The following is a 25,004-nucleotide window of genomic DNA, read 5'->3' as shown; positions in this document are numbered from 1 at the left end:
AACCGTTCAATTGAATAGTTGAAGAAAAATAATATTTCGACACTCATTGTTTTAAGACCTCGAAATGACTATGCTTAACTTTGGCAATGTCTTTTGGATAAAAATACAAAGCAGCGACCAATAACCCTAGTGCAACTATTCCACTGATGATTGGAAGCACTGTAAGTGCAGCAGAGATGCCATAGGCATCAGAAATCAAACCAGCAATAAATGGCCCCGGGATTGAACCTAATAAGTGGATCGTCATCACAGAAGTTGTTCCCGACAAAGTCCGGGCAGAGACAGGAACTAACTCTTGGGTCAAGCTCAATGGGCCAGAACTGCAAAAACTTAAAACTGCCCCTGCCAAAACGATCAGACCAAATTGCAGTTTTAAATCTGTCAAAAATCCAAAAGCAATTGCATAAAATACTGTAGCTAAAGCATAGCCAACCAGTGAAACATAGAATTTTGCTTTAAAAAAACGTTGTGTCAGGTGATCTAAAACCCAACCACCGAGCGGTAAAGTAAGAATACCCACCAGTAAAAATGCACTGGTCATGAGCGAAGCTTGCGCCAATTCTAAATGATGCACACGGTGTAAATAACTTGGCAAAAAGAACACCACAGGAATCCACTGTAAGGTAACGACCGCCATAGTGACATAAGTGAGTAACAACGAAGGCGTGTGCCGAATCGCGTTCCAATTCTGTTTGATCAAGGTCCAGCGAGATGGCACAGAAGAAGCTAAAGATATTTCTGAATGAGACGTTCCAGATTGAGCCTGCTTGGTTTGTACAACATGTTCATGAACTAAAACACTTTGATAATCACGGCCACGATACAACAGAAATGCAACAACTATTCCTGGAATTGCGAGCAACCCTAACGCATGTCTCCAACCATAATGCTGTGCCACATAGCCACCGAAGGCAATACCGACCGCCATACCAATCGGTTGACTGGCAGAAAAGATACCGAGTGCTAGTTGTAATCGACGGCGTGGAAATGCGGTACTTATCCACGAGTATGAAGCTGGGGCATACGCCGCTTCACCGATACCCACAAATAAACGTGTGGTAGCTAACTGAGAAAAGCTAGAGCTGAATGCACCTAAAGCAGACGCAATACCCCAGAATATCCCCATCAAACTGGCAACTTTAATACGGCCATAGCGTTCAATTAGCATGGATACTGGAAAAGCAAACAAAACCATGCCCAAAGTCAAAATAGAACTCAGTAAACCTGCCTGTGCATCACTAATACCCCAGTCTTTTTGTATATATGGCAAAATACTGGCAATAATCATCCGATCAGCAAAGTCAAAAACCATCAATAAGCATAGTAGAAAAAAGACTTTCGCTGTGACTTTGCGTCCAAACAAATAGTCGAGAGTGGGTTGCTCAACTTTAGCAAATTCGGCGGGTTCTACTTCCACATGTTTAAGGTTAAGCTGCGTCATGATATTGGCTCCGTGGACGGGTTAAACCTAAGTGTTCACGTAAGGTAGTACCTTCATATTCTTGTCTAAACAGGCCACGGCGCTGCAACTCAGGAATCACCTGTTCGACAAAGTCGGTTAAACCAATCGGAAATGTCGGAGCTAGAATATTAAAACCATCGGCTGCACCATTGTTAAACCAATGCTCAAGCTCATCTGCAACTTGAACTGGTGTGCCTATCAGAATTTTATGACCTCTCGCCCCTGCGACTTTTTTATAGAGCTGGCGAATGGTTAAATTTTCTGCACGGGCTAAATCAAGCAATAATTGCTGACGGCTCTGCCAACCTTCTGTCACGGGAAAATCAGGCACAGGATCATCCAAAGAATATTTTTCCCAGTCAATATTGCCTAAAAATGCAGACAGCAAACCAACACCGACAACTGGATCAATTAAAGATTGTAATTGTTCAAATTTTTCCAGAGCTTGCTCATACGTTTCTGCAACAATTGGCATGATACCCGGCATGACTTTAATACTGTCTGGATCCCGACCAAAAGCAGCCGCGCGTGCTTTGATATCTTGATAAAAAGCCTGAGCACCTTCTAAAGTTTGCTGTGCTGTAAACACGACTTCAGCAGTCTCTGCTGCTAGGTGGCGGCCATCTTCCGAGGAACCTGCTTGCACAATGACAGGATAACCTTGTACTGGTCGTGCAGATTGTAATGGTCCTGCAACTGAATAAAACTCACCTTGATGATTGAGATAATGCAATTTGCTTGCATCAAAAAAATTACCTGATGTTTGGTCAAATATATAGGCATCATCATCAAAACTATCCCATAAACCTTTGACCACATCGACATATTCACGTGCACGTAAATAGCGTTCTGTATGTTTGTTTTGCTCAGTTAAATTAAAATTTTTAGCTTCAAAGTCAGTGCCTGAAGTCACTAAATTCCAACCTGTGCGCCCATGGCTAATGTGATCCAAAGACGCCAATAAACGGGCTAAATGGAACGGTGCTAAGTATGAAGTTGAGATCGTGCTAATTAAGCCAATTTTCTCAGTGACTTGAGACAGTACCGATAAAACAGTTAGAGGTTCCCAATAGTATGCAGGCGCTCCTTTAGCCAATAAATGCGGTGCAGCTTGTGGCCAACCTAGACCATCTGCAAAAAAAATAGCATCAAATTTGCCCTGCTCTGCAATTTTTGCCAAATTCTTTAAATGTTCTAGGCTTGTCACGTCTTCAGGATTCACCTCTGGATGTCGCCAAGCAGCTAGATGATGCCCCACACTCTGTAAAAATGCCCCTAATTTTATTTGTCGCTTTGATTCACTCATATTTTTCTCACATAATTGAGCTTACTTAAATTACAAATTTTCAAATTTCTTGATCGTTTTTTGATATTTGATAATAAGAATTTAAGTAAACGATATCGTTCACTTATGTTTTTAAAATAAGAGAAATAGTTTTAAATCAAAAATAATTAATCGGGATAATGTTATTCATTGTTCATATATAGTTTTGTTGAATGATTATACGAACAGAGATTGATTATTCTTTTAATTGTCTTTTTAATAGAACCTTTAGACGACATATCAAAAAGCCAGCTAGATGACAAATGATTGTACAAAATTAAAAAAGGTATTGACGGGACGCCCGACACGACAAGATTCTGAGGCATTGCATGAACACTTATTAAATATCGCCTCTGTTTATTTTTTAGAACATGGTTTCCAAGCCAGTAGTATTGAAGGAATCGCTAAAAAAGCACAGGTTTCCAAACTGACGATTTATAGACAATATCAAAATAAAACCAACTTATTTATTGCCGTGATTCAAGCAGGGGTTGAACAATATATTGCTGATATTCGTGATTGGTCTAGAAATAAGACAGTGGATGCCGAAAGTTTATATGAACTGGGCATGTTTATTGCGACACGCTGGTTTTCTTTGGAGAATATACGGTTACTACGGATGACAATTCCTGAAGTACAACGGATTCAAGAATTATCAGATATGATCAACGCCCTGATGATGCAAAGCCGTCAACCTGTCGAAGAATTCTTAGCTAAACTCAATCAACAGAAAGGCTATCATATTAAAAATCTCGGGATGGCAACCATTCAATTTATTCAGTTGTGTGTTTTTGGACATTATTATTTGCTTCGAGATGAGTCTTATTTACCAAATACAGAGCTATTACACGAAAACGTGCAAAATACAGTGCACCTATTTTTGAATGGTTATCGCACTGTTTAAAATATTGTGATCTTATTTGAAATAAAAACAATATGCAGTCCCTCAATAGAAGCGAAACTGCATTTCATTATTTAGGCTGTGCTATTACCACTCAATTTCAGTGCCCTGAAAGTCGACAAATCGCTGTTCGTTTTTACCCATAAAATTTTCAATCACAGCAACCATGCCCGTGGTACTTTGTTTCACACTGATAGGAGCATGACTTCCGCCCATTTCAGTTTGAACCCAACCAGGGTGTAAATTGAGTACACCAATCTGAGCAGGAATAGCTTCATTTACTGCAAAGCCACGTGTAAGACTGTTCAAAGCCGCCTTGCTCGCACGATACAGTTCCATGTTTCCATCATCGTTTAAAGTTACACTTCCCATACGAGAGCTCATAAATGCAATCACACTCTTTTCAGCCATTAAAGGAAGAAGCTTTCTCGCAACTGTCACAGGTGCAATGCTATTTACCCAAAATAGATGAGAAATTTCATTTGGTGTACAACTCTCAACATGTTGATGTTCCGGCCCTAAAATACCCGCCGAAACCAACAGTAAATTGATTGATTTTTCATGATATTGGCGGGTTAAAGACTCCACTGTTTGCACATGGTTTAAATTCACTTCGACCAGTTCAAGCTTGTCTGCAAACTCAGTGAGCAATTGATTCAATTCTGTAGAGACTTGGTTTATATCTCGAATGGTCGCTATAACTTCCCAGTGCTGATTTAGTAATTCACGAACTAAACCTAAACCAATCCCTCTTGAAGCACCAACTACAATTGCACGTTTATTCGCATTCAACATAATATGTTCCTATTCACTTTATGAACCGTCTAGAAAATATCTAAAAAGCAGATGTATAGCATCTTTTTTAGTCATAAACGACAACAATATACAAGTCTAAAGGACATCCAGTTTTCTCTCTATGGATCTCCATCTAAGGCTTTATTTTTTACATGAATTATCAACATCATTGCAATCTTTATTCAAATAAACTCAAATGCCCTTTTATCGTTTTTGTATTTAAAATATCTTCTGCAATTCAACTGGAATGCCATTCAGTGCAGCATTGCCCGACAAAGCATCAATGAATTGGTGATCTGTGATGTCGTTGACGCTAATACCCGGATTAGATGAAGCAACTGAGAGCTGCATGCCTTTGCGATGATGTCCCCAACCGTGCGGTAGACTCACTACATTTGGCATAATATCTTCAGTAATTGCAACGGTGACTCTTAAAGCACCAACTTCACTGCAAATATATACTTGCTCGCCCTGAGTAATGCGATAGTCATTTGCTGTTTGTGGATGGATAAATAAATCGCAACGGTTTTTACCTTTTACCAAGCGCTGACTGTTATGCATCCATGAATTATTGGTACGTAAGTCGCGTCGACCAATGAGTGTCAATTTTTGAAGATGTTCATGTCTTTTGACGTAGTCGTGTAGTCGGTCGAGATCATCCAAAAATTGCTTTGGGAAAAGTTGGATTTTTTTATCTTTCGTAAACAATTTATTAGGAATACGTGGCTCTAAAGGTCCTAAGTCCATACCATGTTTATATTTTTTTAGCTTTTCTAAAGTAAGACCTTCGCCTGTGATAAAACTTTTAAACCCACCACCATAACGGCCATGTCGCAAGCCCAAATCAATCACACGTTCGATTGTCATCAGCGATTTAATCTGATGCATTGGTTTCATTTTCAACTTGGTGATAGCGGTTTGCTTTCTTGCCTTTAATTCTTCCATGCGATGTGTGAGAGCAATATAAATTTGTGCATCTGAGCGCATAAAACTTTTTTTCTTAAACAGTGGTTCAGAATATCGAGTGACATTACGAACAGCCAAATTGGTAAACACTAAATCATATAGCGCATGTTCAAATGGTCCACATGGCGGCAGAATAATATCGGCATACTTTGTTGTCTCATTCATATAGAAATCAATGGCGACCATAAACTCAAGATTCGCCAAAGCCTGCTCCAAACGGGTACCATTCGGCGTAGAAATCACGGGGTTCCCAGCAGTCACCACAAATGCTTTGACCTGACCTTCTCCCGGTGTCAGCATTTCATCCGCCAAAGTTGCGGAAGGAAGTTCACGATTAAATTCTGGAAGTTTGCGTACACGACTATGAAAACTAGCAAAACTACCTCGACCTGCAATATCTGTCATATCAATTGCTGGCGTTGTAAACATCATCCCACCTGCCCGATCTAAATTCCCTGTGATGATATTAAGAAGCTGAATGAGCCAATGATTGAGTGCACCAAACTCTTGAGCTGCAATCCCCATTCGACCATAACATACAGATTTGTCCGCACTTGCAAACGCTACAGCGATACGTTCGATTTCGGTGACAGGAATATGCGTTAGCTCAGCAATTGTGGTCAGTGGAATGCGACTGACTAAATTTTGAATATCTTCAATTTTTCCATTGAGTGGCAGTCTTGACTGGACTTGAACCAAGCCTTTAGCAAAAATAACCTGAATCAACCCGAGTAAAAAAAGTGCATCACTACCAGGTTTAATAAAATGATGTTCACTGGCGTATCGGGCAGATTCTGTACGCCGTGGATCAATCAATACCAATTTTCCACCGCGTGTCTTAATACGATCCAGCCGTCCTAAAATATCACCTGCAGTCATCAAGCTCCCATTGGATGCAGCAGGGTTTGCACCAAGCATGAGCATATAGTCTGTGCGATCAATATCTGGGATCGTAAAATTCATGCTATGGCCATACATCAAATATGACGTCAACATATGTGGCATCTGATCTAGGCTTGAGGCTGAATACATATTTTTTGACGCCAATACTTTTTTAAAGGGTCCAATGTTCATCATGACTTCAATATTATGTGAGGTTGGATTGCCCCAGTAGCCCGCGACAGCATCATTACCATATTTTTTCTGAACATCCACAAGGCGCTGTGCGACTTCTTCAAGCGCATCCTCCCAATCTATATCTACCCATTGGTCACCAATACGTTTTTTTGGTGTTTTCAAACGATCGGGATCATTATGTAGATCTTGTAGGGCATATCCTTTCGGACAGATATGCCCATCACTATGTGTATCTTGTGGGTCACCCGCAATCGAAATAATCTTTTCACCTTGATATTTGACCACAATGCCGCACATCGCCTCACATAATGTACATGTACGATGATGTGTCTGAATCGGCTTTGAAGCATCGTAAACTTTGATTGTTGCAACGACGTCATTATCCGTGTTGGCTTTAGCAATCTGTTCTCGATTCGTCGATTGCACATGAATCATCTCTTGCAAATCAATCAACTTACGACGTGGACGACCCACTGAACGACCCAGTTTTAGTTCTTGTATGTCTACAGCAATCCAGTCTGCAAATGTAAAAAAGTTGATTTTGTTCTGACTCAAATACTTTTTAAGTGACATGACCTCCATTGCCTGTGTTTCACTGCTGGGATGCTCCAAACTTCCAAGCACTGAGTCCCTAGTTTCTAAGCTCCTAACTTCTAAGTCCTCAGATTTGAAGTCCTTGCTATGTAAATCAGCCACAAGCGTTTTTACCGTATGCACAGCACATTGCTTATTGGTTCCAATCACACCACTAGCACCACGCTTAATCCAACCAGCAACATATTCTTTTTCTGATAAATCACCATTGGACAGTAGCGCGCGGCCTTCGTAATGTGCAATGGTGCCACGCACCTCATCAAATTTTAAGCCCTGTATTGCTTTGCCCTGATACCCTGTCGCAGTAACAATCAGACCAGTTTCCAGTGTCTGACTTTCTCCCGTGGCTTCAACAATAAGGTTTTGTTCAGCATCTAACGTGACTTTATTCATCCCAATACTTAAACCTTGTACGCCTTGATCAGTATGTATCACAGCTTCTGGGTTGGCATTGAAAATGAAACGGATGGTTTTCTCTGCTTGAACTTCTCGTTTGAGAATGCTACGCAGCAAAATCATATTTTCTTTGGCTTCACTGTATTCTGGCAGATCCAACATCACCTCAATTGCTGGATCTAAATCAAGATCTTGAGGATTGACCTCAAGACAAATGCCTTGATGATCAATCAATTGGCGTAACTCTTTGGGCGTAAATGCCGCCTGCGCAGGACCTTTACGTGCAATAATATTGACATTTTTAATGCCACTTTCAGCAATCATTTGCAAAGCATGATCAGCAATATCTGTTTGATGTAACTCTTCAACAGGTAGGCATACAATACGCGCAATATCCAGTGCGACATTTCCCATACCAATGATAGAGATATGCGAATGCTTTAACTGCGGTGCTAGATTTATTTGCTCAGGATGACCATTATACCAACCAACAAACGCCGCAGAACCATAAACACCTGTGACTGAACCACCTTGAATTGCTAAAGGCTTACTGGATGATCCACCTGTGGTATAAATCACGGCATCATAATTTTTTAGCAAGGTATCTCGATCAATATCTTTACCAACTTCAACATTGCCGTAGAATTTTAAATTTGAATACTGTTGGAAAAGCCGCGTAAAGTTTTCCGTAACAGATTTGATTTCAGGATGATCAGGAGCAACACCAAAGCGTACCAATCCAAAAGGTGTCGGTAATTTTTCAATCAGATCAACCGTTGCCTCAGGATACTGCTTGAGTAAAGCTTCACTGGCAAAAAAACCTGAAGGTCCTGCACCAATAATGGCAAAACGCTTGTTTGGTAATGTGGACTTTTGAGTCGCATTTGCTTCTGCTATTCGATGTTCAGCATCCACTTTACGTTCAGTAATGATCGGATGACGCTTAGATTCAATGGCATTGATTTGAATATATTGAATTTGATCTTTAGGGACGGATGCTTCGGGATAAATTGCATGTGTAGGACATTCGGTCAAACAGGCATTACAACTGATACACACATCTGGGTCGATAAACAGCATTTCATCGCCTTCACGAAACGCATTTACAGGACATACATCTACACATCCCGTGTGTTTTGCACCAATACATGCATCCGTAATTATATATGCCATCTTGCAATACCTATTGTCATCCATTTAAACCCTTAAAATATTAATGCCGCCTGCAAAAGGTGTATTGACAAAAAGGCACCAATTTGACATTTTGTGCCAAAGAGCGTGTAAAAATACAAATATGTCAAAAAACTTCGTTTCTTCTAGTTTTCTGAATACCTTACTGGTTTATCTGAGTTGCAATGCTTATCAGGATGCAACTCTTATTGCTCAAATTGAACAGCTCAAAGAACGCTACGCATGGCGCATGCCCAAAGACGACTTTCTCAATGTATTAGACATTATTCAAACACGCTACCCAAAACCAGCGCTGGGTTTCCGCATTGGACGAAGTCTAAAGCCAGAACATTTTGGAATGATCGGTTATATGGGGGTAACCTGCTCAAGCTTAGGACAAGCATTAGGTCGTTATCACCATCATCAAACTTTAGTCGATTCAGAGCTCAAGATTTCTTTAGCATTAACAGATCATGAAATCACTATGCGCTGGTGGCATAATGACCCAAGTACCCATGGCATTTGGGGAGAGTTTGGTGTCATGGTATTTATTAGTTTCTATCAGGCATTAATCGGACGTGATATTGCACCGATATGTGTTGAACTGCCTTATATGCCTGACAGTGATCCTAAAATTTATGAAATTTTGGCTGGTTGCCCTGTTAAATTTGGAACCCATGCAGTTGGGATTACCCTACCTCGTGCTTTATATGCAATGAAAATTAGTACCAGTGATCCTTATCTTCGAAGCCTGTATGACCGACAGGCTGCTGCGTTGCTACTTGACTTCTCTGGACAATATGATGCTTCTGTACGCAATGACTTTCTCACTCAAGTCAAACTTGCGATTAAAACGGGTATAGAGGAAAACCGATGTAGTGCTGAAGATATTGCACATCAATTAGATTTATCCCTGCGAACGTTCTATAGACGGCTAGATGAACAAGGTTTTCGCTATCGGGCATTACTCGCAGACACACGTTTTGTATTAGCTAAAACCTATCTTCAAGACCAAACGCTAGCATTAGCAGAAATTGCACTTATGTTAGGCTATGCAGAACAAAGTGCTTTTACGCGCGCATTTATCAGTTGGAATGGTCAGTCTCCTTCCATGTATCGCCACCATTATGGCTTAATGTAATTTTAAAAAATCACAAATATTTGCAAATAAAAGAAGCACCAAATAAGGTGCCTCTTTAAAATGTTTAATTTAATATTAGAACATATTTCTCGGTCTTAATATTCCCAAAAAATACGTTGGATTTCTTTTGCATCTTTCGTTTTTGTTAAAGCAAGGGCTGCAAGTAATTTGGCTTTTTGTGGGTTAAGGTCATGTGCAACAACCCAGCCATATTTGTCATCTGGCTGCTCTGCATTTCTAAGCACAAAACCTTGCGGTACACGAGATGAACGTATAATTTGAACACCTTGTTTCTGCAACTCGGTTAGAGTTGGAACAATATAGTTCGCTACCGACCCATTCCCTGTCCCAGCATGAATGATGGCTTTCGCTCCAGCTTTAGCATAAGCGGTGTATGCATCAGGTAACATATTGCCAGAGCCATAAACAATTTGTACGAGTGGCAAACTATCGCCTTTAATATTCTCAATATTAAATTCGGAGCTTGTATTATGACGCTTTGTAGTGCTTCTAAACCAGTAAGGTTTACCTTCAACTAAGGTGCCGAGTGCACCCCATTGGCTCGCAAATGCATTGGTATGGATATTAATTGTTTTTGAAACATCACGTGCTGCGAAAATATCGTCATTCATCAGCACAAAAGTGCCTTTTCCTTTTGCACTATCATCGGCAGCAAGTGCAACTGCACTATAAAGGTTAAGTGGACCATCAGCAGACAGCGCTGTACTTGGGCGCATTGACCCAACCAATACAATTGGCTTGTCTGAATGAATCACTAAATTTAAAAAGAAAGCCGTTTCTTCTAGCGTGTCCGTTCCGTGCGTAATCACCACACCATTTACATCGGATTTTTTAAGTAAATCATTAACTTGCCGTGCAAGAGATAATAACTCTTTATCGGTAATACTTTCTGATGCAACTTGCATCGCCTGTACACCAGTCACATTGGCTAAGTTTTGAATTTGAGGAACTGCATTTAATAATGCATCTACAGGAACTTTTGCTGCGGTATACGTTGCACTGTTGGTTGAACTTGCACCTGCACCTGCAATTGTTCCACCAGTGGCCACAACAACTACACTATTTTTGGCAAATGCTACGCATGGGAGTAATAGGCTTAAACTAAGTGTTAAAGCTGAAACTGTTTTTTTCATAGGTCATCCTTTTTGAGTCATTTTATTCTTAGCATTTTTCATACCATAGTAAAATTACTGGAAAAGGATCGGATTGTATAGATACCATCACTATGTTTTGCCATTCGCTTTATTTACATAAATAGCTACCCCAAAAGATACATGCCAGAATATGCAATACGCATGCATCCATCTTAAAAATAGCCTTCTTTTGAAGGCTATTGAAGAAATATAAAAGATTTCAGTTGGTTTCTATACTGTTGATATCAATCAGAACTTCTGAGAAATACTTAGCTTATAATCCCGTCCTGTACCTGTCATGTATTCACCAAGATACATTTTGTAATCACGATTAAATAAATTATCTATCGAGAAATTTAATACAGGCCCTTTCTCACCAAGGGGCTGCCAATCTGCATATACACTATGCAGTGAGTACCCTTTTGTTTTGGGCAAAGAGAAAGACGATGCAGCAATCGACTTATCATTATCAGATAAGCTTCTGTCCTGTGCATCAACGAAAATGCCCCTCCACCCCATGGTTAAATGATGTTCTGGAACATTTACCCCCAAAGTTGCGGTTGCTTTTTTAGGCGGGATGTCTGTCATCCATGTTTTTTCATCAAACCATGGATTTACTGGAGAGTTATCACGTTCTCCTCGAATATAGGAATAAGTAAACCCTGCAAACCAAGTCGGTTGATTATAGAACAATTCGGCTTCATAGGCTTGAATCGTGTAATCTGTGACATTTCGGTAGAAGCCGTGATGATAATTGCCATTACAATCACTTATGCTTCCAGAACCAGTATTGGCTTGGTTTTCAGCTTGGGCTTGACAAAAAGTTGAGCGGTTTCTAAATATTTCATCTGAGCCACGGTTGTGGTGATAGGTTAAACGAACTTGTAGATGGTCATCGTTACTCAACAGATCATCAAAATTCATTTCATTTCCAATACGTACTGCAAGCATTTTTTCTGGGCGTAAATAAAGGCTGGTGGAGGGAACGCTTGTAGCTGCCGACTGCACATAATATTGCTCATCCACCCGAGGCGCACGCCATGTTTTGCTGACATTTGCAAACCAAGTAAGTTGATCTGTTTGAGCCCAAGACATTGCCAAACGAGGAGACCAGCCCGTATAGGTTTTACTTGAGTAATCATGTCCCGCAAGAGGATTGTTATATCTTGATGCGCGGTTTGGTTTCCCATTATTTACGATATGATCATAGCGCAAGGATGGTGTAATAATAATATTATTAAATTGATATTGGTCCTCAACAAAAGCACTCAGCATCTGTTGATCACCAGCAGGCATATAATTAGGTTCATAATAGCCAAAATTGTAATCAGGTTTAGATGCATTACTCTTATCAAAAATCAAAGAATTTTGTTCCATTTTCTGGTATTGCGTACCGATTTTTAATTTGTGGTCACCATATTTTGATTTTATATCACTGATATTACTTACTTTTAATGCTGTATTTGTATAGTTGACCCAACTTTCATTACCTAACAGTGCAGCGGAGCCATTCACGCTTGGTAGTCGTTGATCATGCTGAAATGTCTTTGAGTATGAAGCAACTGCTTTAAAGTTAATAAAGGGATTAAATTCTGGATTGAATTCGTAAGCAGCTGAGTAACTGGTATCCTTCTGGTCTCGATAAACTAAACGACGCTTCCATGCTTCATCATAACCATATTTATCAATATCTGCTTGGCTCGGCACTGCATCTTGGTCACGCATTGCAGCAAATGGTTCCCACCCCTCATGACCGCTACGCATGGCATTTAACGAAATTTTATGTCCATCGGCTGGATAAAAGTTGAGTTTAGCTAAGTAGGTGTCCTGCTCTTGTGCAGAATATAAAAATTTGCTGCCATCTGGACGTTTTACATCACCACTGTCTCGGTTTGTATAGTAAAACAAACCATCAACCAAACCATTCTTCATTTTACCGTAAACTGCGCCAGTATACGTGTTCTGGCTATTATTGGAAAAACGTGAATATTTTACAAAAGCACCTGCATTTTTATTTGCACCGAGCAAATCACTGGGATCTTTTGTTTCCAATGTCACCTTGCCACCAAAACCACCATTTCCAACCTCAACATTGTGAGGTCCTTTGTCTACTGTTATTTTTTTTAAAATTTCAGGCTCAATAAAAACTGAGCCCTGTCGGTATTTGTCAAAACTCTTAACAGAGTCATCGAGAGTAATGGGCACATCTGCAACCCCACCTCGCCCTAGAATATTGATCGTCTGCCCACCTGGTCGTGGTGATCCAGCCGAACCAACACTTGGCATATTATCTAATAATTGTGCGACATTATTGGCTTGGTATCGGTCAATTGCTTTTTGATTCAGTACACTTTGTCCAAATTTAACTGTATCTTCTTTTTCCGCTTCTAATACGATAGCAGGCATTTGATAAATCTGATTATCCATAGCCATATTTGATAAAACAGATTGATTTAAATCTGTTTTTTTAGACTCTACTACAGCCAAATTTTTCGTATCAGGCATCTCAATCAATATGTAGCCCGATACTGATTTTTGTAATTTGAATGGTGTATTTTGAATTAAACGTGCAAAAAGTTGATCTAAGGTATATTTTCCTTGAATGGTTTTTACTTGATACAGATTGGTTCTAGCAGGATCAAATAACACCGAGATATTGGCTTGTTGTGCAACATTATTGAGTGCTTGAGTCAGTGAACCTGTTTGAACTTGATAATAACTGGCTGTATTTTCACTCACCGCATAAATTTGTGTGTTCATCAAACTTGTAACAGCTAGCACTGTAGCAGTCAAAGCAAATGGTTTTATGCAATTCCAATATAAAAACTGTGGCATTGGTCGGGTCATCCAGCGCTTAATAAAAATTAAACTTCGCTAATTTAAAATATGTTCTAAGCTTTATAAGACGATCCAGCTAAAAAAAAGACGCAATTTTATTAAATAATCGTACTTTTTTTATACAACCCACCAATATCTAGTACAAATAACCATCCATATGTCATTTTTGAACGATTGCTCTTGTTTAATCTTAATTGTTGCCTTTTTGACATCTATCTAAGATATAAAATGACAATGTATTGATTTAATGTAAAATATAATTACATCAATCATGTTCATCAGTGGACTATAGCTCCGAAAAGAATTATTTTTAGAATGAGGCTCCTTATAAGTTGGTGATTGGTTTTTAAGCAATTAAAAATATGCAGAATCTAATTTATAAACATTTTAAATATATAAAAAAATTTAATTTACTATAATCAAAAAAAATATAATTTATTTACTTTTAAATCCATAATCCCCTTTCTTAGTTAACTATAATGGCTGTCTCTTTTAAATGATAAACTAAAGATATGAAAATTTTAGATGGCGGCTTTGGACGTGAACTTGCTCGCAGAGGTGCTCCCTTTAGACAACCTGAATGGTCAGCACTTGCTTTAACTGAAGCACCTGAAATTGTTAAAGAGGTTCATTTAGATTTTATCCGCGCTGGTGCGGAAGTCATTACAACAAACAATTATGCTGTCGTTCCATTTCATATTGGTCAAGAACGCTTTGATGCTGAAGTAAAAGATTTGGTCAATATTGCTGTTATGCAGGCCAAAACAGCTGTTGAAGAAAGCAGAAAAAAGGTTTTAATTGCAGGATGTCTCCCTCCTTTATTTGGTTCATATCGTGCTGATTTATTTCAGGAAAATGAAGCAGCAAAACTTGCAAAACCCATCATAGAAACGCTAGCACCGCATGTGGATTTCTGGTTAGCTGAAACACAATCTTGCTTAAAAGAAGTTGAAACTGTTCACGCTTTATTACCTAAAGATCAACGTGATTTCTGGGTTTCATTTACCTTACAAGATGAAGTTCAACTTGAACAGCCACGATTAAGATCAGGTGAAAGTATTCAACAAGCTGCCGACACGATTACACGCCTAGGAGCCAAAGCTGTACTTTTTAACTGTTGCCAGCCTGAAGTCATTCTCCAAGCAATCGTTGCGATTAAACCCTTATTACCAAATGGTGTCGAAATTGGTGCTTATGCGAATGCTTTTCCTCCACAAAATAGTGAAGCAACTGCAAATGATGGTTTAGATGAAGTTCGTGCCGATTTAAATCCAGCATTGTATTTAAAATTTGCTCAGGAGTGGCAAGAAGCTGGAGCAACGCTATTGGGTGGCTGTTGTGGTATCGGTCCAGAACATATTGCAGAACTTTCAAAATTTTTTAAATAGTAAATAATTTTCATGTCGACATCTAAAATTGGCTTACTGTCCTTAACAGCCCTTGTTTTTAGCTCAATGGTTGGTTCTGGCGTGTTTAGTTTGCCTCAAAATATGGCATTAGTTGCCAATGGACAAGCTTTAATTATTGCTTGGCTCATTACGGGCATTGGAATCCTGTTTCTTGCATTTGCACTGCTCTATCTAACTCGGCAACGACCAGATTTAGATGGCGGAATTTATAATTATGCACGTGAGGGTTTCGGTGAGCTCATCGGTTTTTGCTCCGCATGGGGCTATTGGTTGTGTACGACTATTGGCATTGTTGGCTATGTTGTTATTGCATTCTCTGGCGTAGGTATGTTTACCGACAGCCCCCAACATGTCTTTTTTGGTGAAGGTAACACGATCTATGCACTTATTGGTTCTTCAATATTTGTATGGTTAGTTCATTGGTTAGTTAGCAGAGGAATTAAAGAAGCTTCCGTAGTCAATTTAATTGCAACCATCGCTAAAACAGTTCCTATTTTAATATTCATCGTCTTCACATATATTGCATTTAAGCTAGATTTATTCACATCCAATTATTTTGATTTTTCTTTACAGATGCCCGTATGGGAACAAGTCAGAAATCTGATGCTAATTACATTGTGGGTTTTTACAGGTATTGAAGGTGCTGTTGTTTTATCTTCTCGCGCCAAAAATAGAAATGACATTGGTCGTGCTACTGTATTTGGAGTATTACTCGCATTAAGTTTCTATGTATTGGTTACGGTATTGTCCTATGGTGTGGCAAATCGTGCGGACATAGCAAATATGCATAACCCATCAATGGCCACTATTTTAGAGCAATTGATTGGGCTGCCCGGGACTATTATTATCACCTTAGGATTGATAATTTCAGTCAGTTCGTCTTATCTAAGTTGGACACTTTTTGCCACAGAAATTCCCTTTCTCGCAGCAAAAAATAAAGCATTCCCACAGGTCTTTTTAAAAACGAATCAAAATAATGTACCAATTGCATCATTATGGTTAACATCAATAGTTGTACAAATTGCACTAATTTCTGTTTATTTTTTCAATAAAAACTATACGCAGTTATTACTAATTTCTTCTGTGATGATTTTACTTCCCTACTTTTTAGTCTCAGCTTTTTATTTGAAAGAGTCATGGAGAAATAGGCGAACTAAACATATCTTGATCGCAATAGTCGCTGTAATTTATGCAGCATGGCTACTTTATGCTGCTGGGATTTCTTTGCTCTTACTTTCAATGTGTTTATATATCATTGGTCTCTCAGTATTTTTCTACAGTAGATATTCCAATCAACGCAAAAATAATATCGTATTGTAACTAAATCCTAAAGTAGAGCACCTAAAGGTGCTCTCGCTTTAATGATCCTATTATCATTAGAACACTTTTATATTTTATTTATTCGTATATTTTCTTATGACTATTTACTGAAATTTAATTTAAAGTACATACTAAAAATCCATATTTTTTAAGACTTTAAATCAAATATATTCTCTCTAAATCTCAAGTATCATCGCGTCTAACTCCATTTCATGAGTTGCTAGACAGTCTATACAATCCTTTTGTTGAGATAATTGTTGAATCCATTTGAGAGATTTGATGGTATTTTCACGATCAGCCATCACCCCAGGCAAGATCATTTGCTCCCAAGATTTTCTGGCATAACCGCAATCTGAGGTTAACAATAAGCACTTGCCATTGTTTTGAATGAGTATACCTGTCAATCCAGGGGTATGACCGGGCAGGTAAACCAACTGAATCGTTCCATCTCCAAATAAATCATAAGATTCATTGGCAGGACCGATATCTGAGCGATCAAATTTAAATGTTTCTAAGGGAACACCTTCCCATAAACTCGCCACAAATTCGAGTTTATTTTTCTGCGCATAAGCCAACTCTCGATCATTCACCAAAATCTTTTTTGCATGCTTGAATTGTTTAACACCCCCTGCATGGTCAGTATGTAAATGTGTGAGTATAACGTAGTCAAGGTTTTCAGGCTGAATCCCAAGTTCTGCCAACATTTCATCAACTGCTTGCCCACGACTTTGTAATGGTTTATTCACTAAATAATGAATCAGAGTTAAATTCTTGACTGGATGCAGTCGAACATCTTTATGAAACCCAGTATCAATCAGAATTTTTCCTTTCGGATGTTCAATCAAATAGGCTGTTACAGGAATTTCAAGTTTATCGCGATCCGTTCGCATGATGCCCAACATTGCCAATTTGGGAAACTTCGGCATTTTTTCAGGGGCAAAAATAGTAGAACCATCCACAATCGTTGAACCGCTATGTAAAATCCTTAATTTAATTTTTGAACTCATTTTTATCTCCTAAAATGATTAGGAAATGATATTCAAGTATTAAAAATAGACAATATCAGAATACTGAAATAATGCTTTTTTGGCACAGATGCAATATAAAATGGCACTTATTCACCATTAACAAATCACAACAAAAACTAAATTAACCCATTAAAGGTAGGCCAAATAAAGATTTGGCAACATTGATAGAGGCATATATTAGCGTTAAAAATAATTTTAACGACTGTTATCAATTTAAAACACAACCAATCAATTCTATTTTTTTATATTATTCAAGGAATGAATATGAATTCCAACTTGTCCATTAAAATGCTCATTTCCTGTATTTTTTTATTTTCTACAGCACTATTTGCCGAGCAACCTATTATTGGAAAATGGTTGGTGCTTGAGTCAGGAACAGGAAAATTAAAGGCAATCGTAGAATTTAAAGAAGAATCAGATCGCACCATTTCAGGTACAAACATTAAGATATTAGATGAAAATTTAGGTCAAAATTCAGTTTGTTCTAAATGCCCTGAACCTTTTAAAAATAAACCATTGCTAGGCAGTAAAGTGATTTGGAATTTAAAGCCCTCAACAAAATATGGTGAATATATTCAGGGTTATGCCTTAGATGTGACAAATGGAAAAATATATAAAGGTAAAGCCAAAGTCACTCAAAATGGCAGACGCTTAAGTATGCGGGGCTATATTGGATCTAGTCTTTTAGGTAGAACAGAGACTTGGATTAGAGCCACTGACGAATAGATAAAACCGTCTTATCCATCATCCAAAATTTTAAATTTCACGCCAAAGATAATTGGGCGCAACTGAAATACTGAATGGCACTGACTACCATCTCTTATCTGTAATAGATAGTAAATTATAATATGACGATAAAAGGAGTTTCTCATGAAAAATTTAAATAAAGCCGTTTTTATTACAGGTGCAGGATTTGGCATTGGCTTTCAATGTGCAAAAACCTTATCTGCATTAGGTTATACCGTGTATGGTACGGTACTTAATGAACAGGAGTATAAAAACTCAATAGAAAGTATCCCGAAAAATTTCCACCCATTCATCATGAATATTTTAAATCAAGATGATATACAAAATGTAAAACAGGCATTGTCTGAATTACTAGACCAAAAACCCTTATATGCCTTAATCAATATTGCAGGTGTGATTTATAATGGACCTTTAATGGAATTAAGCAAAAAGCAGTTTGAACATATTTTGGGTGTTAATGTGATCGGTGTACATGCCATGACTCAAGCACTACTCCCTTTCTTATCTCACAATTCAGAATCATCTAAAATTATTAATATGAGCTCACAAAGTGGGCTACGCACTTTGCCATTTACAGGGTTTTATTCTGCCAGTAAATTTGCACTAGAATCATTATCGACTGCGATGAAATTAGAATTTCAGCCATTAGGCATCAAGGTTTCCGTCGTCGAGCCTGCACAAATTCAAACACCTATGGCAGAAAAAATATTGCAAGACGTGAAAAAATATTTATCGCATCCAATTTATGGAAAGGCAATGCAACGTTTTTACGACAGTTCAAAAAAATCTTTTGAAACTGGATTACCTGCAATCGCTGTGGTAGATACCATCGTAGACATATTAGATGCAGAAAAACCTGAATATCAATATGAAATCCATACCAATAAACTGCGCGACTATTATTTACTTCGTAAATTACCAATGGGCTTAAAAGACTATCTCATTAGCAAAAAGACTGGGTTAATCTAATCAGTTTCATTTATAAATCTCTAACCATTAATATCGTTAGAGATTTATTGATTCATGGCATTTACTCAGCTTTTAACTGAATAAAGTTAATCTCATTTTTAGCCCCTAATCGAATAGGTAACATAAATGCTCCTGCACCTTGTGATACGAAAACTTGAGTATCCTTGATTCGATATAATCCTTGATTAAATGGAAAAACATATTTTACAATCCAAGTTGCTGGAAAAACTTGTCCTGCATGTGTATGTCCTGCAAGCATTAAATCAATTTTTTTATCTGCAATATACTCAATCCCAACAGGACTATGAAGCATCAAAATAGTCGGCTGATGCTGTGAAATATCAAGCTGATTCATGACAGACTGAATGCTTTGCTTTTGATGGATGTAAATCAATGGTTTTGTCATCTGCTTTCATATAGTTTAAACCAATCAATTGAACACCATGCGTCTCTACACTTTGATTGTGTAATATGTTCACTCCATTTTGACGGATGAGTTGCAAAGTCTTGTCGGTGTCAATTTCATTTTCATGATTGCCTCCAACATAATAAACCTGGGCTTGCAGTTTGTTTAATGGTCTAAATTCATCTTCAGACAAAGCAACATCAGCATCAACCAAATCACCTGTAATTAAAATAAAATCTGGTTTGAGCTGATTGGTTTCCTGCACGATTTTACTTAAATAATCAGCGCCACGATGATGACCCAAATGGATATCTGAAAGCTGTACAACATTTAAATCGCTGGATAAATTTTTCAGCTTAATTTCAGTGCTTGTAATTGAAAAACTACGCGCATTGATCGCACCAATTACCGTGATGATGATTGCAAAAACGATCGACAATATTCCTGTTATTTGATTACTTGGAAATTTAACTAATTTTAAAAGGTGAAAAAATACCAACACCAATAATAGAAAAATATAAAAGGTAAATAAATAACCGCCGACTACATAAAAATAACCCATATTTTTACTTGCAGATGTCGCAGTTAAAATAATCATGATTAACAGCATAGTCACGACGGCAATAGCGAGCATCGCCGTTTTCTTATTTGCGTTTAGGTCGAATGATGTTCTTAATCTAGCATCCACATAAATTGCAGATGCAGCAATGCCAATAAAGAAGAGTAACGGAACTCCGATGACAAGAATGTATTGCATGATGACCATGACTCCCTTTGATTCTTAATTCAAATTACTTGGCTTTTTCGCAGAGTTCTTCACTCAAAATCCATAGATCACTAGCAAGCTGGTCATCTAATGCTTGCTTAGCAGGCTTAGCAATTTTTCGTTTCGAAATATATTGTCCTTTTAACGATGCTGCCTCAGCAGATGTTGCAAGCCAAATCAAAGAATCAGCCCCTTGTTCAGGAGTAACTGCAAACGGCTGTGCTAAGGTGTAAACTAAATTGATGAACCAACCTTGATCTGTACCAAATGCACCAAAACTTGTATTGACCATGCCAGGCTCAAAACAGTTGGCAACGGCCGAAGTTCCCTCAAGCTTTCGTTGTAATTCTTTAGTAAATAAAATATTTGCCAGCTTGGAAGTTCCATACGCTCTTGGCCCAGAAACTTCTGTGTTATAAGGCGTTTGAGCAAGGTCTAACTTTCCTCGTGCCTGCATAGAACTTGAAGTGCTGACCACACGTGCATTGGGTGTTTTTCTAATTAAATCGAGTAATGCCGTAGTCATTTGAAAATAGGCTAGATGATTTAATGCAAATGTAATTTCATAACCATCTGAACCCAATACTGGCTTCTTAAATGTCACCCCTGCATTATTTACCAATACATCGAGGCGATCATGTCTAGATTTAAACTCTTCTGCTGCACGACGAATGTCAGCCAACTTTGTTAAATCGCAAAGAATATAATCCAAATGAGAATGACCAGTCGAAGCTTTAAGCTCGTTTACAATCTGTTCTGTTTTCTCTTGATCTCGTCCAATTAAAGTGACAGATGCACCACGTTTTGCAAATTCCGTGGTGGCTGCCTTGCCAATACCATTAGTCGCACCTGTAACTAATATGATTTTGCCTATTAAATCTTGCTTCATTTTTGAAACTCCAAATAAAAATATATAAATTAAGCTTTAAACCGCGCTGTTTAGTAAACGTTGTCCCAGTTGGTTGATGTCTTTTGATTCAAGAATGAAACGGTCTGCTTGACCTTGTACAATGCCAATCATGGCTTGTCCCAAGATCTCCGACGTCGTAAATAACCACGGGCAATATCGAACCAGATATGGAAAAATAGGATTCAAAGGTTTCATCAACTCCACACCGATTTGATATGCTCGTGTTCTACTCGAAATTCCTTTTCCTGCCCGAATAAAACCTGGACGTACAGCGCCTACATGCTGAAAAGGCATCTTCTGTAATTTTTGTTCTACACGCTGACGTAATCGTGCCCACATACCACGACCACCTGCACCACCCGCAGAGCAATAGCAAAATGAAAATTGAGGATTGATTCGGACTAAGTTTTCAGCCCAAAATACAGTAAGCTCTTCGGTAACTTTGGCATATTCAGCTTCATTTTTACCCACAGAACTTGTCCCGATCGCCCAAATACACGCGTCGTATCCTATAAGTTCATTTTGTATTTCAGTCACTTGGAATAAATCTTTTAGCAACAACTCTTTTAGTTTTGCATGCTCAATGCCACAGCTTTGCCGCCCAACCACCAGAACGGCTTCGATATCATCTTTCTGTAAGGCTTCACGCAATACACTCTTCCCGACCATGCCTGTTGCACCCAAAATAATAAGTTTCATAAATTTATTGCCTTTTAAATTCATATTAAATGAGTGATTAATTACTCATTTAATATCTAAAAAAATTACTGATATGCAATCACTCGCCAAAATGAAGCAAAGCCATCGCGTAATAACGCTTCAGCATTGTTTACATCAAGTTTCATAAATTCCATCGTGGTATTCGCCATCGTCACCATGATTGCGCCGACATAATCAGGAGACTGATGACTTAACGCTCCCTCTGCCATCGCATTTTTAAGAACAATGCTGATATCACAGAAAGCATCATTACCTATCGCTCTGGTTGTATCTGTCACAATAGAAGATAAGCTTAATGTGGCTAAAACCTGCTGTCCATGAGGATTAGACAATCCCCAAGAAATATAAGCTCGCCAAGCAACTTGAACCTGCTCACGTAACTCAACAGACTGTTCAGGCAAGATGAGCGCTGAGCGTAACTGTTGTTTGAGACTCAGATACAATTGATTAATGAGCTCATCTTTATTTTGAAAATACGTAAAAATCGTACCTTCAGAGACATTGGCTAGCTTCGCAATTTTTGCTGTGGATACGCTGAGACCTTGCTCTGCAATCAAATTAGTCGCTGCATCTAAAATCGCTTGACGTTTTTCTTCACTTAAAGGACGTGCCATATCAACAGAATAAAATAATTAAGTACTCACTCAATTATTAATATAATTTAAAATGAAGTCAAATATTTTTTAACTTTTCTATAGTTGGTCATTTATATGCTGTATAAGCATATTTTATTTATGTTTTAAAACAATGACTTTTGCCTATATCGCGTAGCTCGATCCTTGCACCCCTTAAACACCTCATGAAATTTGGCACTTATTCACCATAAATATGACACGCCACTACCATCTCAATAGAGCAGATCTCATTACATTGAAAACTAACCTTAGCCCATATGAATGGATGCCAATATGTTAGATCAAAAATTAATGGATTTTCGCGAAAAACTGGTACTGGATCACTTTGCCGATGAAGTCAAACAGGATTTTGATGCTGTGTTACACACCTTCCCTCATCCACACTATGAACTGATTGCAACCGGTGCGGTACATGATGGTCGTGATGATGTACTAAATTATCATCGTACCTCACGTAAAGCATTTCCCGACCAACATCACGAGTTAATCGCACTACGTCATACCGAAGATGCTGTGATTTGTGAATTTTGGCTATTAGGTACACACAAAGGTTATTTAGGTTCTGTACCTCCTACAGGAAATTCGTTCCGTGTGCGTATGTGTGCTTTCTTTATTTTTGAAGGTGAAGAGTTGGTGTGTGAGCGTATTTATTTCGATACTTTAAGCATTATCAAACAGCTCTTTAAAGGCTTTAACCTCAAATCACCCAAAGGTATTTTGCAGTTCTACAAAGCAGCATCGGGTCTACTACACGACATGAAAGACTTAAGCAAAATCACGAAAGCGAAGCGTTAATAATACATAGATCACTGTAATATTGAATAAAGGATAAAATTGATGGCAGATCTATTCAAACCCTTAGGCATGCAGGAAATTTCGGATTTTGATGGTACTCGTAATGCGCCTTCGCCTAAACAACGCTTGGAAAATGTCAGAACAGCATCGTTAAAGTTTCGTCAAAAACTCATGCAGCAGGCAGATGTACAATATTATCAAAGTATTGATTTGGTTCGAGCACCCTATCCAACTTGGTATGGTTACACTGGTGTGTTTGCACAAAAGTCTTTGACCTTCCCTTTTTTACATTTGCTCAACCGTTTGTTCGTGATTCAATACAAAGACTTTCATGGGCAACTGAGAGTTTTATTGTTCTCACCTACTGATGTAGTGAATAATCGTAAAACGCCATTTTTTGAACGACTTGCAGGTTCATTACCCGAAAGTGCCTCAAAAGTCTTTGCTCCACAATACACCTCTGTTGAGCAAACGCTAGAAAGACTCAAAATTAAGCCTGAACAAGTGGATTATATTAGTTATGATCATTTGCACACCCAAGAACTTCGTAAATGGCTCGGTACAAAGGATCAGCCTGCCTATTTTCCAAATGCAAAATTACTGGTGCATGAAAAAGAATGGAACTGTGTTCAAGGCTTACTTCCTGTGCAATCGGACTGGTATTGTCCAAATGCCGTTGAAGGAATTGATGCAAATAAAGTCATTACATTTAAGAAAAGTCTGGCTTTGGGTGAAGGTTTAGCCTTGGTTCACACGCCCGGACATACCGAAGGTAATCATTCTTTGGTTGCAAAAGTCGATCAGCAGATTTTTGTTTCTTCTGAAAATGGCATCAGTTTAGATGCTTATGAGCCGAAAAGTTCAAAAATCAAAGCGATTCGAGACTATGCCGAAAGCACAGGTGTAGAAGTGATTCTGAACGGAAATACCCAAGAAGGCAGTAATGATCAATATATTTCCATGGTCATGGAAAAAACCATCGCTGGCCCATTAAAAACTAATCCTGCATTTCCAAGTTGTGCATGTAGCAGTGAATCTACGCCCTATTGGCTTTTCCCTGGACTTAAGCAAACGGAAATTTTAGGTGCACTTCAATTTGGGACATTAGTGATTTAATCATTTATTTTTTATCTCGCTTATGCTTTTTATATCGTTTGAAGACCCTTGAGCTTCAAGCGATTTTTTTTATTCTAAAATACATTATGTAACGTGAGTTAGACGCAACTATATCTTTAACCTATTGAAAAAACAATAAAATCATGCGGAGTCTTGCTGCGTTTTTACCCAATTTTAGGATCAGCCTGCGGCTAGCCCTACTTTTCTTTCGGGATGAGCCATGTATGGCGTAAGGGCAAAACCATTGTCAACCGCAAAACTCGTCAACCGCCAGCAATATATTTAATCAGTCGCAGAAACAATACCTTATAGAAATAGTCCTGCCTCAAACAGTTGCGGATGACGTTTCCGAGTATCATGTTTTA

At 38.4% G+C, this 25,004-nt stretch carries 20 protein-coding genes; 8 read left to right on the top strand and 12 right to left on the bottom strand.

Annotated elements, in window-relative coordinates; all coding sequences use genetic code 11:
• Positions 1 to 43: 43 nt before the first annotated feature.
• On the bottom strand, positions 44 to 1,441 hold the full coding sequence (locus B9T36_RS16410) for an MFS transporter (RefSeq protein WP_086210524.1): 1,398 nt from the start codon (positions 1,439 to 1,441) through the stop codon (positions 44 to 46).
• The gene (locus B9T36_RS16405) at positions 1,428 to 2,768 is read right to left on the bottom strand and encodes an LLM class flavin-dependent oxidoreductase (RefSeq protein ID WP_086210523.1); all 1,341 of its coding nucleotides are present in this window, start codon (positions 2,766 to 2,768) and stop codon (positions 1,428 to 1,430) included. The genes B9T36_RS16410 and B9T36_RS16405 overlap by 14 nt, the downstream gene beginning before the upstream one ends.
• A gap of 274 nt (positions 2,769 to 3,042) precedes the next feature.
• Here B9T36_RS16405 and B9T36_RS16400 point away from each other — a divergent pair, with 274 nt between their 5' ends.
• On the top strand, positions 3,043 to 3,690 hold the full coding sequence (locus tag B9T36_RS16400) for a TetR/AcrR family transcriptional regulator (RefSeq protein WP_086210522.1): 648 nt from the start codon (positions 3,043 to 3,045) through the stop codon (positions 3,688 to 3,690).
• An 84-nt stretch (positions 3,691 to 3,774) separates the two neighbouring features.
• Here B9T36_RS16400 and B9T36_RS16395 read toward each other — a convergent pair whose 3' ends face one another.
• Both B9T36_RS16395 and B9T36_RS16390 read right to left on the bottom strand, forming a co-directional pair.
• Positions 3,775 to 4,482: an SDR family oxidoreductase gene (locus B9T36_RS16395; protein WP_171264497.1), complete on the bottom strand. Its 708-nt coding sequence runs from the start codon at positions 4,480 to 4,482 to the stop codon at positions 3,775 to 3,777.
• A 219-nt stretch (positions 4,483 to 4,701) separates the two neighbouring features.
• Positions 4,702 to 8,688, bottom strand: coding sequence for a molybdopterin-dependent oxidoreductase (locus B9T36_RS16390; protein WP_086210521.1), 3,987 nt, complete (start codon positions 8,686 to 8,688; stop codon positions 4,702 to 4,704).
• Between the two features lie 121 nt (positions 8,689 to 8,809).
• On the opposite strand from B9T36_RS16390, the gene B9T36_RS16385 reads away from it, so the two are divergent.
• Positions 8,810 to 9,826, top strand: coding sequence for an AraC family transcriptional regulator (locus tag B9T36_RS16385; protein ID WP_171264496.1), 1,017 nt, complete (start codon positions 8,810 to 8,812; stop codon positions 9,824 to 9,826).
• A 95-nt stretch (positions 9,827 to 9,921) separates the two neighbouring features.
• Here B9T36_RS16385 and B9T36_RS16380 read toward each other — a convergent pair whose 3' ends face one another.
• Both B9T36_RS16380 and B9T36_RS16375 read right to left on the bottom strand, forming a co-directional pair.
• The gene (locus B9T36_RS16380) at positions 9,922 to 10,980 is read right to left on the bottom strand and encodes an asparaginase (protein WP_086210519.1); all 1,059 of its coding nucleotides are present in this window, start codon (positions 10,978 to 10,980) and stop codon (positions 9,922 to 9,924) included.
• Positions 10,981 to 11,229: 249 nt separating this feature from the next.
• A complete protein-coding gene (locus B9T36_RS16375) occupies positions 11,230 to 13,827 on the bottom strand; it encodes a TonB-dependent hemoglobin/transferrin/lactoferrin family receptor (protein WP_416202567.1) in 2,598 nt (865 codons plus the stop codon).
• 503 nt (positions 13,828 to 14,330) lie between these two features.
• Here B9T36_RS16375 and B9T36_RS16370 point away from each other — a divergent pair.
• Positions 14,331 to 15,206 (top strand): homocysteine S-methyltransferase family protein, encoded by an 876-nt coding sequence (locus tag B9T36_RS16370; RefSeq protein WP_086210517.1) that lies wholly within the window; start codon positions 14,331 to 14,333, stop codon positions 15,204 to 15,206.
• 12 nt (positions 15,207 to 15,218) lie between these two features.
• The gene (locus B9T36_RS16365) at positions 15,219 to 16,547 is read left to right on the top strand and encodes a basic amino acid/polyamine antiporter (RefSeq protein WP_086210516.1); all 1,329 of its coding nucleotides are present in this window, start codon (positions 15,219 to 15,221) and stop codon (positions 16,545 to 16,547) included.
• 176 nt (positions 16,548 to 16,723) lie between these two features.
• Here the strand turns inward: B9T36_RS16365 and B9T36_RS16360 are convergent, their stop codons facing one another.
• Positions 16,724 to 17,554, bottom strand: a complete 831-nt coding sequence (locus tag B9T36_RS16360; protein ID WP_086210515.1) for an N-acyl homoserine lactonase family protein — start codon at positions 17,552 to 17,554, stop codon at positions 16,724 to 16,726.
• Positions 17,555 to 17,839: 285 nt separating this feature from the next.
• Here B9T36_RS16360 and B9T36_RS16355 point away from each other — a divergent pair, with 285 nt between their 5' ends.
• Positions 17,840 to 18,301 (top strand): DUF2147 domain-containing protein, encoded by a 462-nt coding sequence (locus B9T36_RS16355; protein ID WP_171264495.1) that lies wholly within the window; start codon positions 17,840 to 17,842, stop codon positions 18,299 to 18,301.
• A 144-nt stretch (positions 18,302 to 18,445) separates the two neighbouring features.
• Positions 18,446 to 19,291, top strand: coding sequence for an SDR family NAD(P)-dependent oxidoreductase (locus B9T36_RS16350; RefSeq protein WP_086210513.1), 846 nt, complete (start codon positions 18,446 to 18,448; stop codon positions 19,289 to 19,291).
• A 61-nt stretch (positions 19,292 to 19,352) separates the two neighbouring features.
• Here B9T36_RS16350 and B9T36_RS16345 read toward each other — a convergent pair whose 3' ends face one another.
• The 5 genes from B9T36_RS16345 to B9T36_RS16325 form a co-directional block, all read right to left on the bottom strand.
• A complete protein-coding gene (locus tag B9T36_RS16345; RefSeq protein ID WP_086210512.1) occupies positions 19,353 to 19,646 on the bottom strand; it encodes a hypothetical protein in 294 nt (97 codons plus the stop codon).
• Positions 19,633 to 20,454 (bottom strand): metallophosphoesterase, encoded by an 822-nt coding sequence (locus tag B9T36_RS16340; RefSeq protein ID WP_171264494.1) that lies wholly within the window; start codon positions 20,452 to 20,454, stop codon positions 19,633 to 19,635. Before B9T36_RS16340 ends, B9T36_RS16345 begins: the two co-directional genes overlap by 14 nt.
• 34 nt (positions 20,455 to 20,488) lie before the next feature.
• Positions 20,489 to 21,352, bottom strand: a complete 864-nt coding sequence (locus B9T36_RS16335; protein ID WP_086210510.1) for an SDR family oxidoreductase — start codon at positions 21,350 to 21,352, stop codon at positions 20,489 to 20,491.
• Positions 21,353 to 21,388: 36 nt separating this feature from the next.
• Positions 21,389 to 22,072: an NAD-dependent epimerase/dehydratase family protein gene (locus B9T36_RS16330; RefSeq protein ID WP_086210653.1), complete on the bottom strand. Its 684-nt coding sequence runs from the start codon at positions 22,070 to 22,072 to the stop codon at positions 21,389 to 21,391.
• 65 nt (positions 22,073 to 22,137) lie between these two features.
• The gene (locus tag B9T36_RS16325) at positions 22,138 to 22,707 is read right to left on the bottom strand and encodes a TetR/AcrR family transcriptional regulator (RefSeq protein WP_086210509.1); all 570 of its coding nucleotides are present in this window, start codon (positions 22,705 to 22,707) and stop codon (positions 22,138 to 22,140) included.
• 294 nt (positions 22,708 to 23,001) lie between these two features.
• On the opposite strand from B9T36_RS16325, the gene B9T36_RS16320 reads away from it, so the two are divergent.
• Positions 23,002 to 23,523, top strand: a complete 522-nt coding sequence (locus B9T36_RS16320; RefSeq protein ID WP_086210508.1) for an ester cyclase — start codon at positions 23,002 to 23,004, stop codon at positions 23,521 to 23,523.
• Positions 23,524 to 23,565: 42 nt separating this feature from the next.
• Positions 23,566 to 24,639 carry a hypothetical protein gene (locus B9T36_RS16315; protein WP_086210507.1) on the top strand — a complete coding sequence of 358 codons (1,074 nt, stop codon included), beginning with the start codon at positions 23,566 to 23,568 and terminating at the stop codon, positions 24,637 to 24,639.
• The last annotated feature ends 365 nt before the right edge of the window (positions 24,640 to 25,004 follow it).

The sequence above is a fragment of the Acinetobacter sp. ANC 4204 genome (assembly GCF_002135205.1).
GTDB lineage: Bacteria > Pseudomonadota > Gammaproteobacteria > Pseudomonadales > Moraxellaceae > Acinetobacter.
The sequence above is the reverse complement of the archived record's forward strand: the minus strand, read 5'-3'. Positions and strand labels throughout refer to the sequence as shown.

Coding starts and splice junctions, on each gene's coding strand:
- B9T36_RS16400 (WP_086210522.1), top strand. CDS start 3,043: ATGACAAATGATTGTACAAAATTAAAAAAGGTATTGACGGGACGCCCG.
- B9T36_RS16325 (WP_086210509.1), bottom strand. CDS start 22,707: ATGGCACGTCCTTTAAGTGAAGAAAAACGTCAAGCGATTTTAGATGCA.
- B9T36_RS16315 (WP_086210507.1), top strand. CDS start 23,566: ATGGCAGATCTATTCAAACCCTTAGGCATGCAGGAAATTTCGGATTTT.
- B9T36_RS16390 (WP_086210521.1), bottom strand. CDS start 8,688: ATGGCATATATAATTACGGATGCATGTATTGGTGCAAAACACACGGGA.
- B9T36_RS16380 (WP_086210519.1), bottom strand. CDS start 10,980: ATGAAAAAAACAGTTTCAGCTTTAACACTTAGTTTAAGCCTATTACTC.
- B9T36_RS16335 (WP_086210510.1), bottom strand. CDS start 21,352: ATGAAGCAAGATTTAATAGGCAAAATCATATTAGTTACAGGTGCGACT.
- B9T36_RS16365 (WP_086210516.1), top strand. CDS start 15,219: ATGTCGACATCTAAAATTGGCTTACTGTCCTTAACAGCCCTTGTTTTT.
- B9T36_RS16360 (WP_086210515.1), bottom strand. CDS start 17,554: ATGAGTTCAAAAATTAAATTAAGGATTTTACATAGCGGTTCAACGATT.
- B9T36_RS16320 (WP_086210508.1), top strand. CDS start 23,002: ATGTTAGATCAAAAATTAATGGATTTTCGCGAAAAACTGGTACTGGAT.
- B9T36_RS16340 (WP_171264494.1), bottom strand. CDS start 20,454: ATGCAATACATTCTTGTCATCGGAGTTCCGTTACTCTTCTTTATTGGC.
- B9T36_RS16395 (WP_171264497.1), bottom strand. CDS start 4,482: ATGTTGAATGCGAATAAACGTGCAATTGTAGTTGGTGCTTCAAGAGGG.
- B9T36_RS16330 (WP_086210653.1), bottom strand. CDS start 22,072: ATGAAACTTATTATTTTGGGTGCAACAGGCATGGTCGGGAAGAGTGTA.
- B9T36_RS16405 (WP_086210523.1), bottom strand. CDS start 2,768: ATGAGTGAATCAAAGCGACAAATAAAATTAGGGGCATTTTTACAGAGT.
- B9T36_RS16385 (WP_171264496.1), top strand. CDS start 8,810: ATGTCAAAAAACTTCGTTTCTTCTAGTTTTCTGAATACCTTACTGGTT.
- B9T36_RS16350 (WP_086210513.1), top strand. CDS start 18,446: ATGAAAAATTTAAATAAAGCCGTTTTTATTACAGGTGCAGGATTTGGC.
- B9T36_RS16375 (WP_416202567.1), bottom strand. CDS start 13,827: ATGACCCGACCAATGCCACAGTTTTTATATTGGAATTGCATAAAACCA.
- B9T36_RS16345 (WP_086210512.1), bottom strand. CDS start 19,646: ATGAATCAGCTTGATATTTCACAGCATCAGCCGACTATTTTGATGCTT.
- B9T36_RS16410 (WP_086210524.1), bottom strand. CDS start 1,441: ATGACGCAGCTTAACCTTAAACATGTGGAAGTAGAACCCGCCGAATTT.
- B9T36_RS16370 (WP_086210517.1), top strand. CDS start 14,331: ATGAAAATTTTAGATGGCGGCTTTGGACGTGAACTTGCTCGCAGAGGT.
- B9T36_RS16355 (WP_171264495.1), top strand. CDS start 17,840: ATGAATTCCAACTTGTCCATTAAAATGCTCATTTCCTGTATTTTTTTA.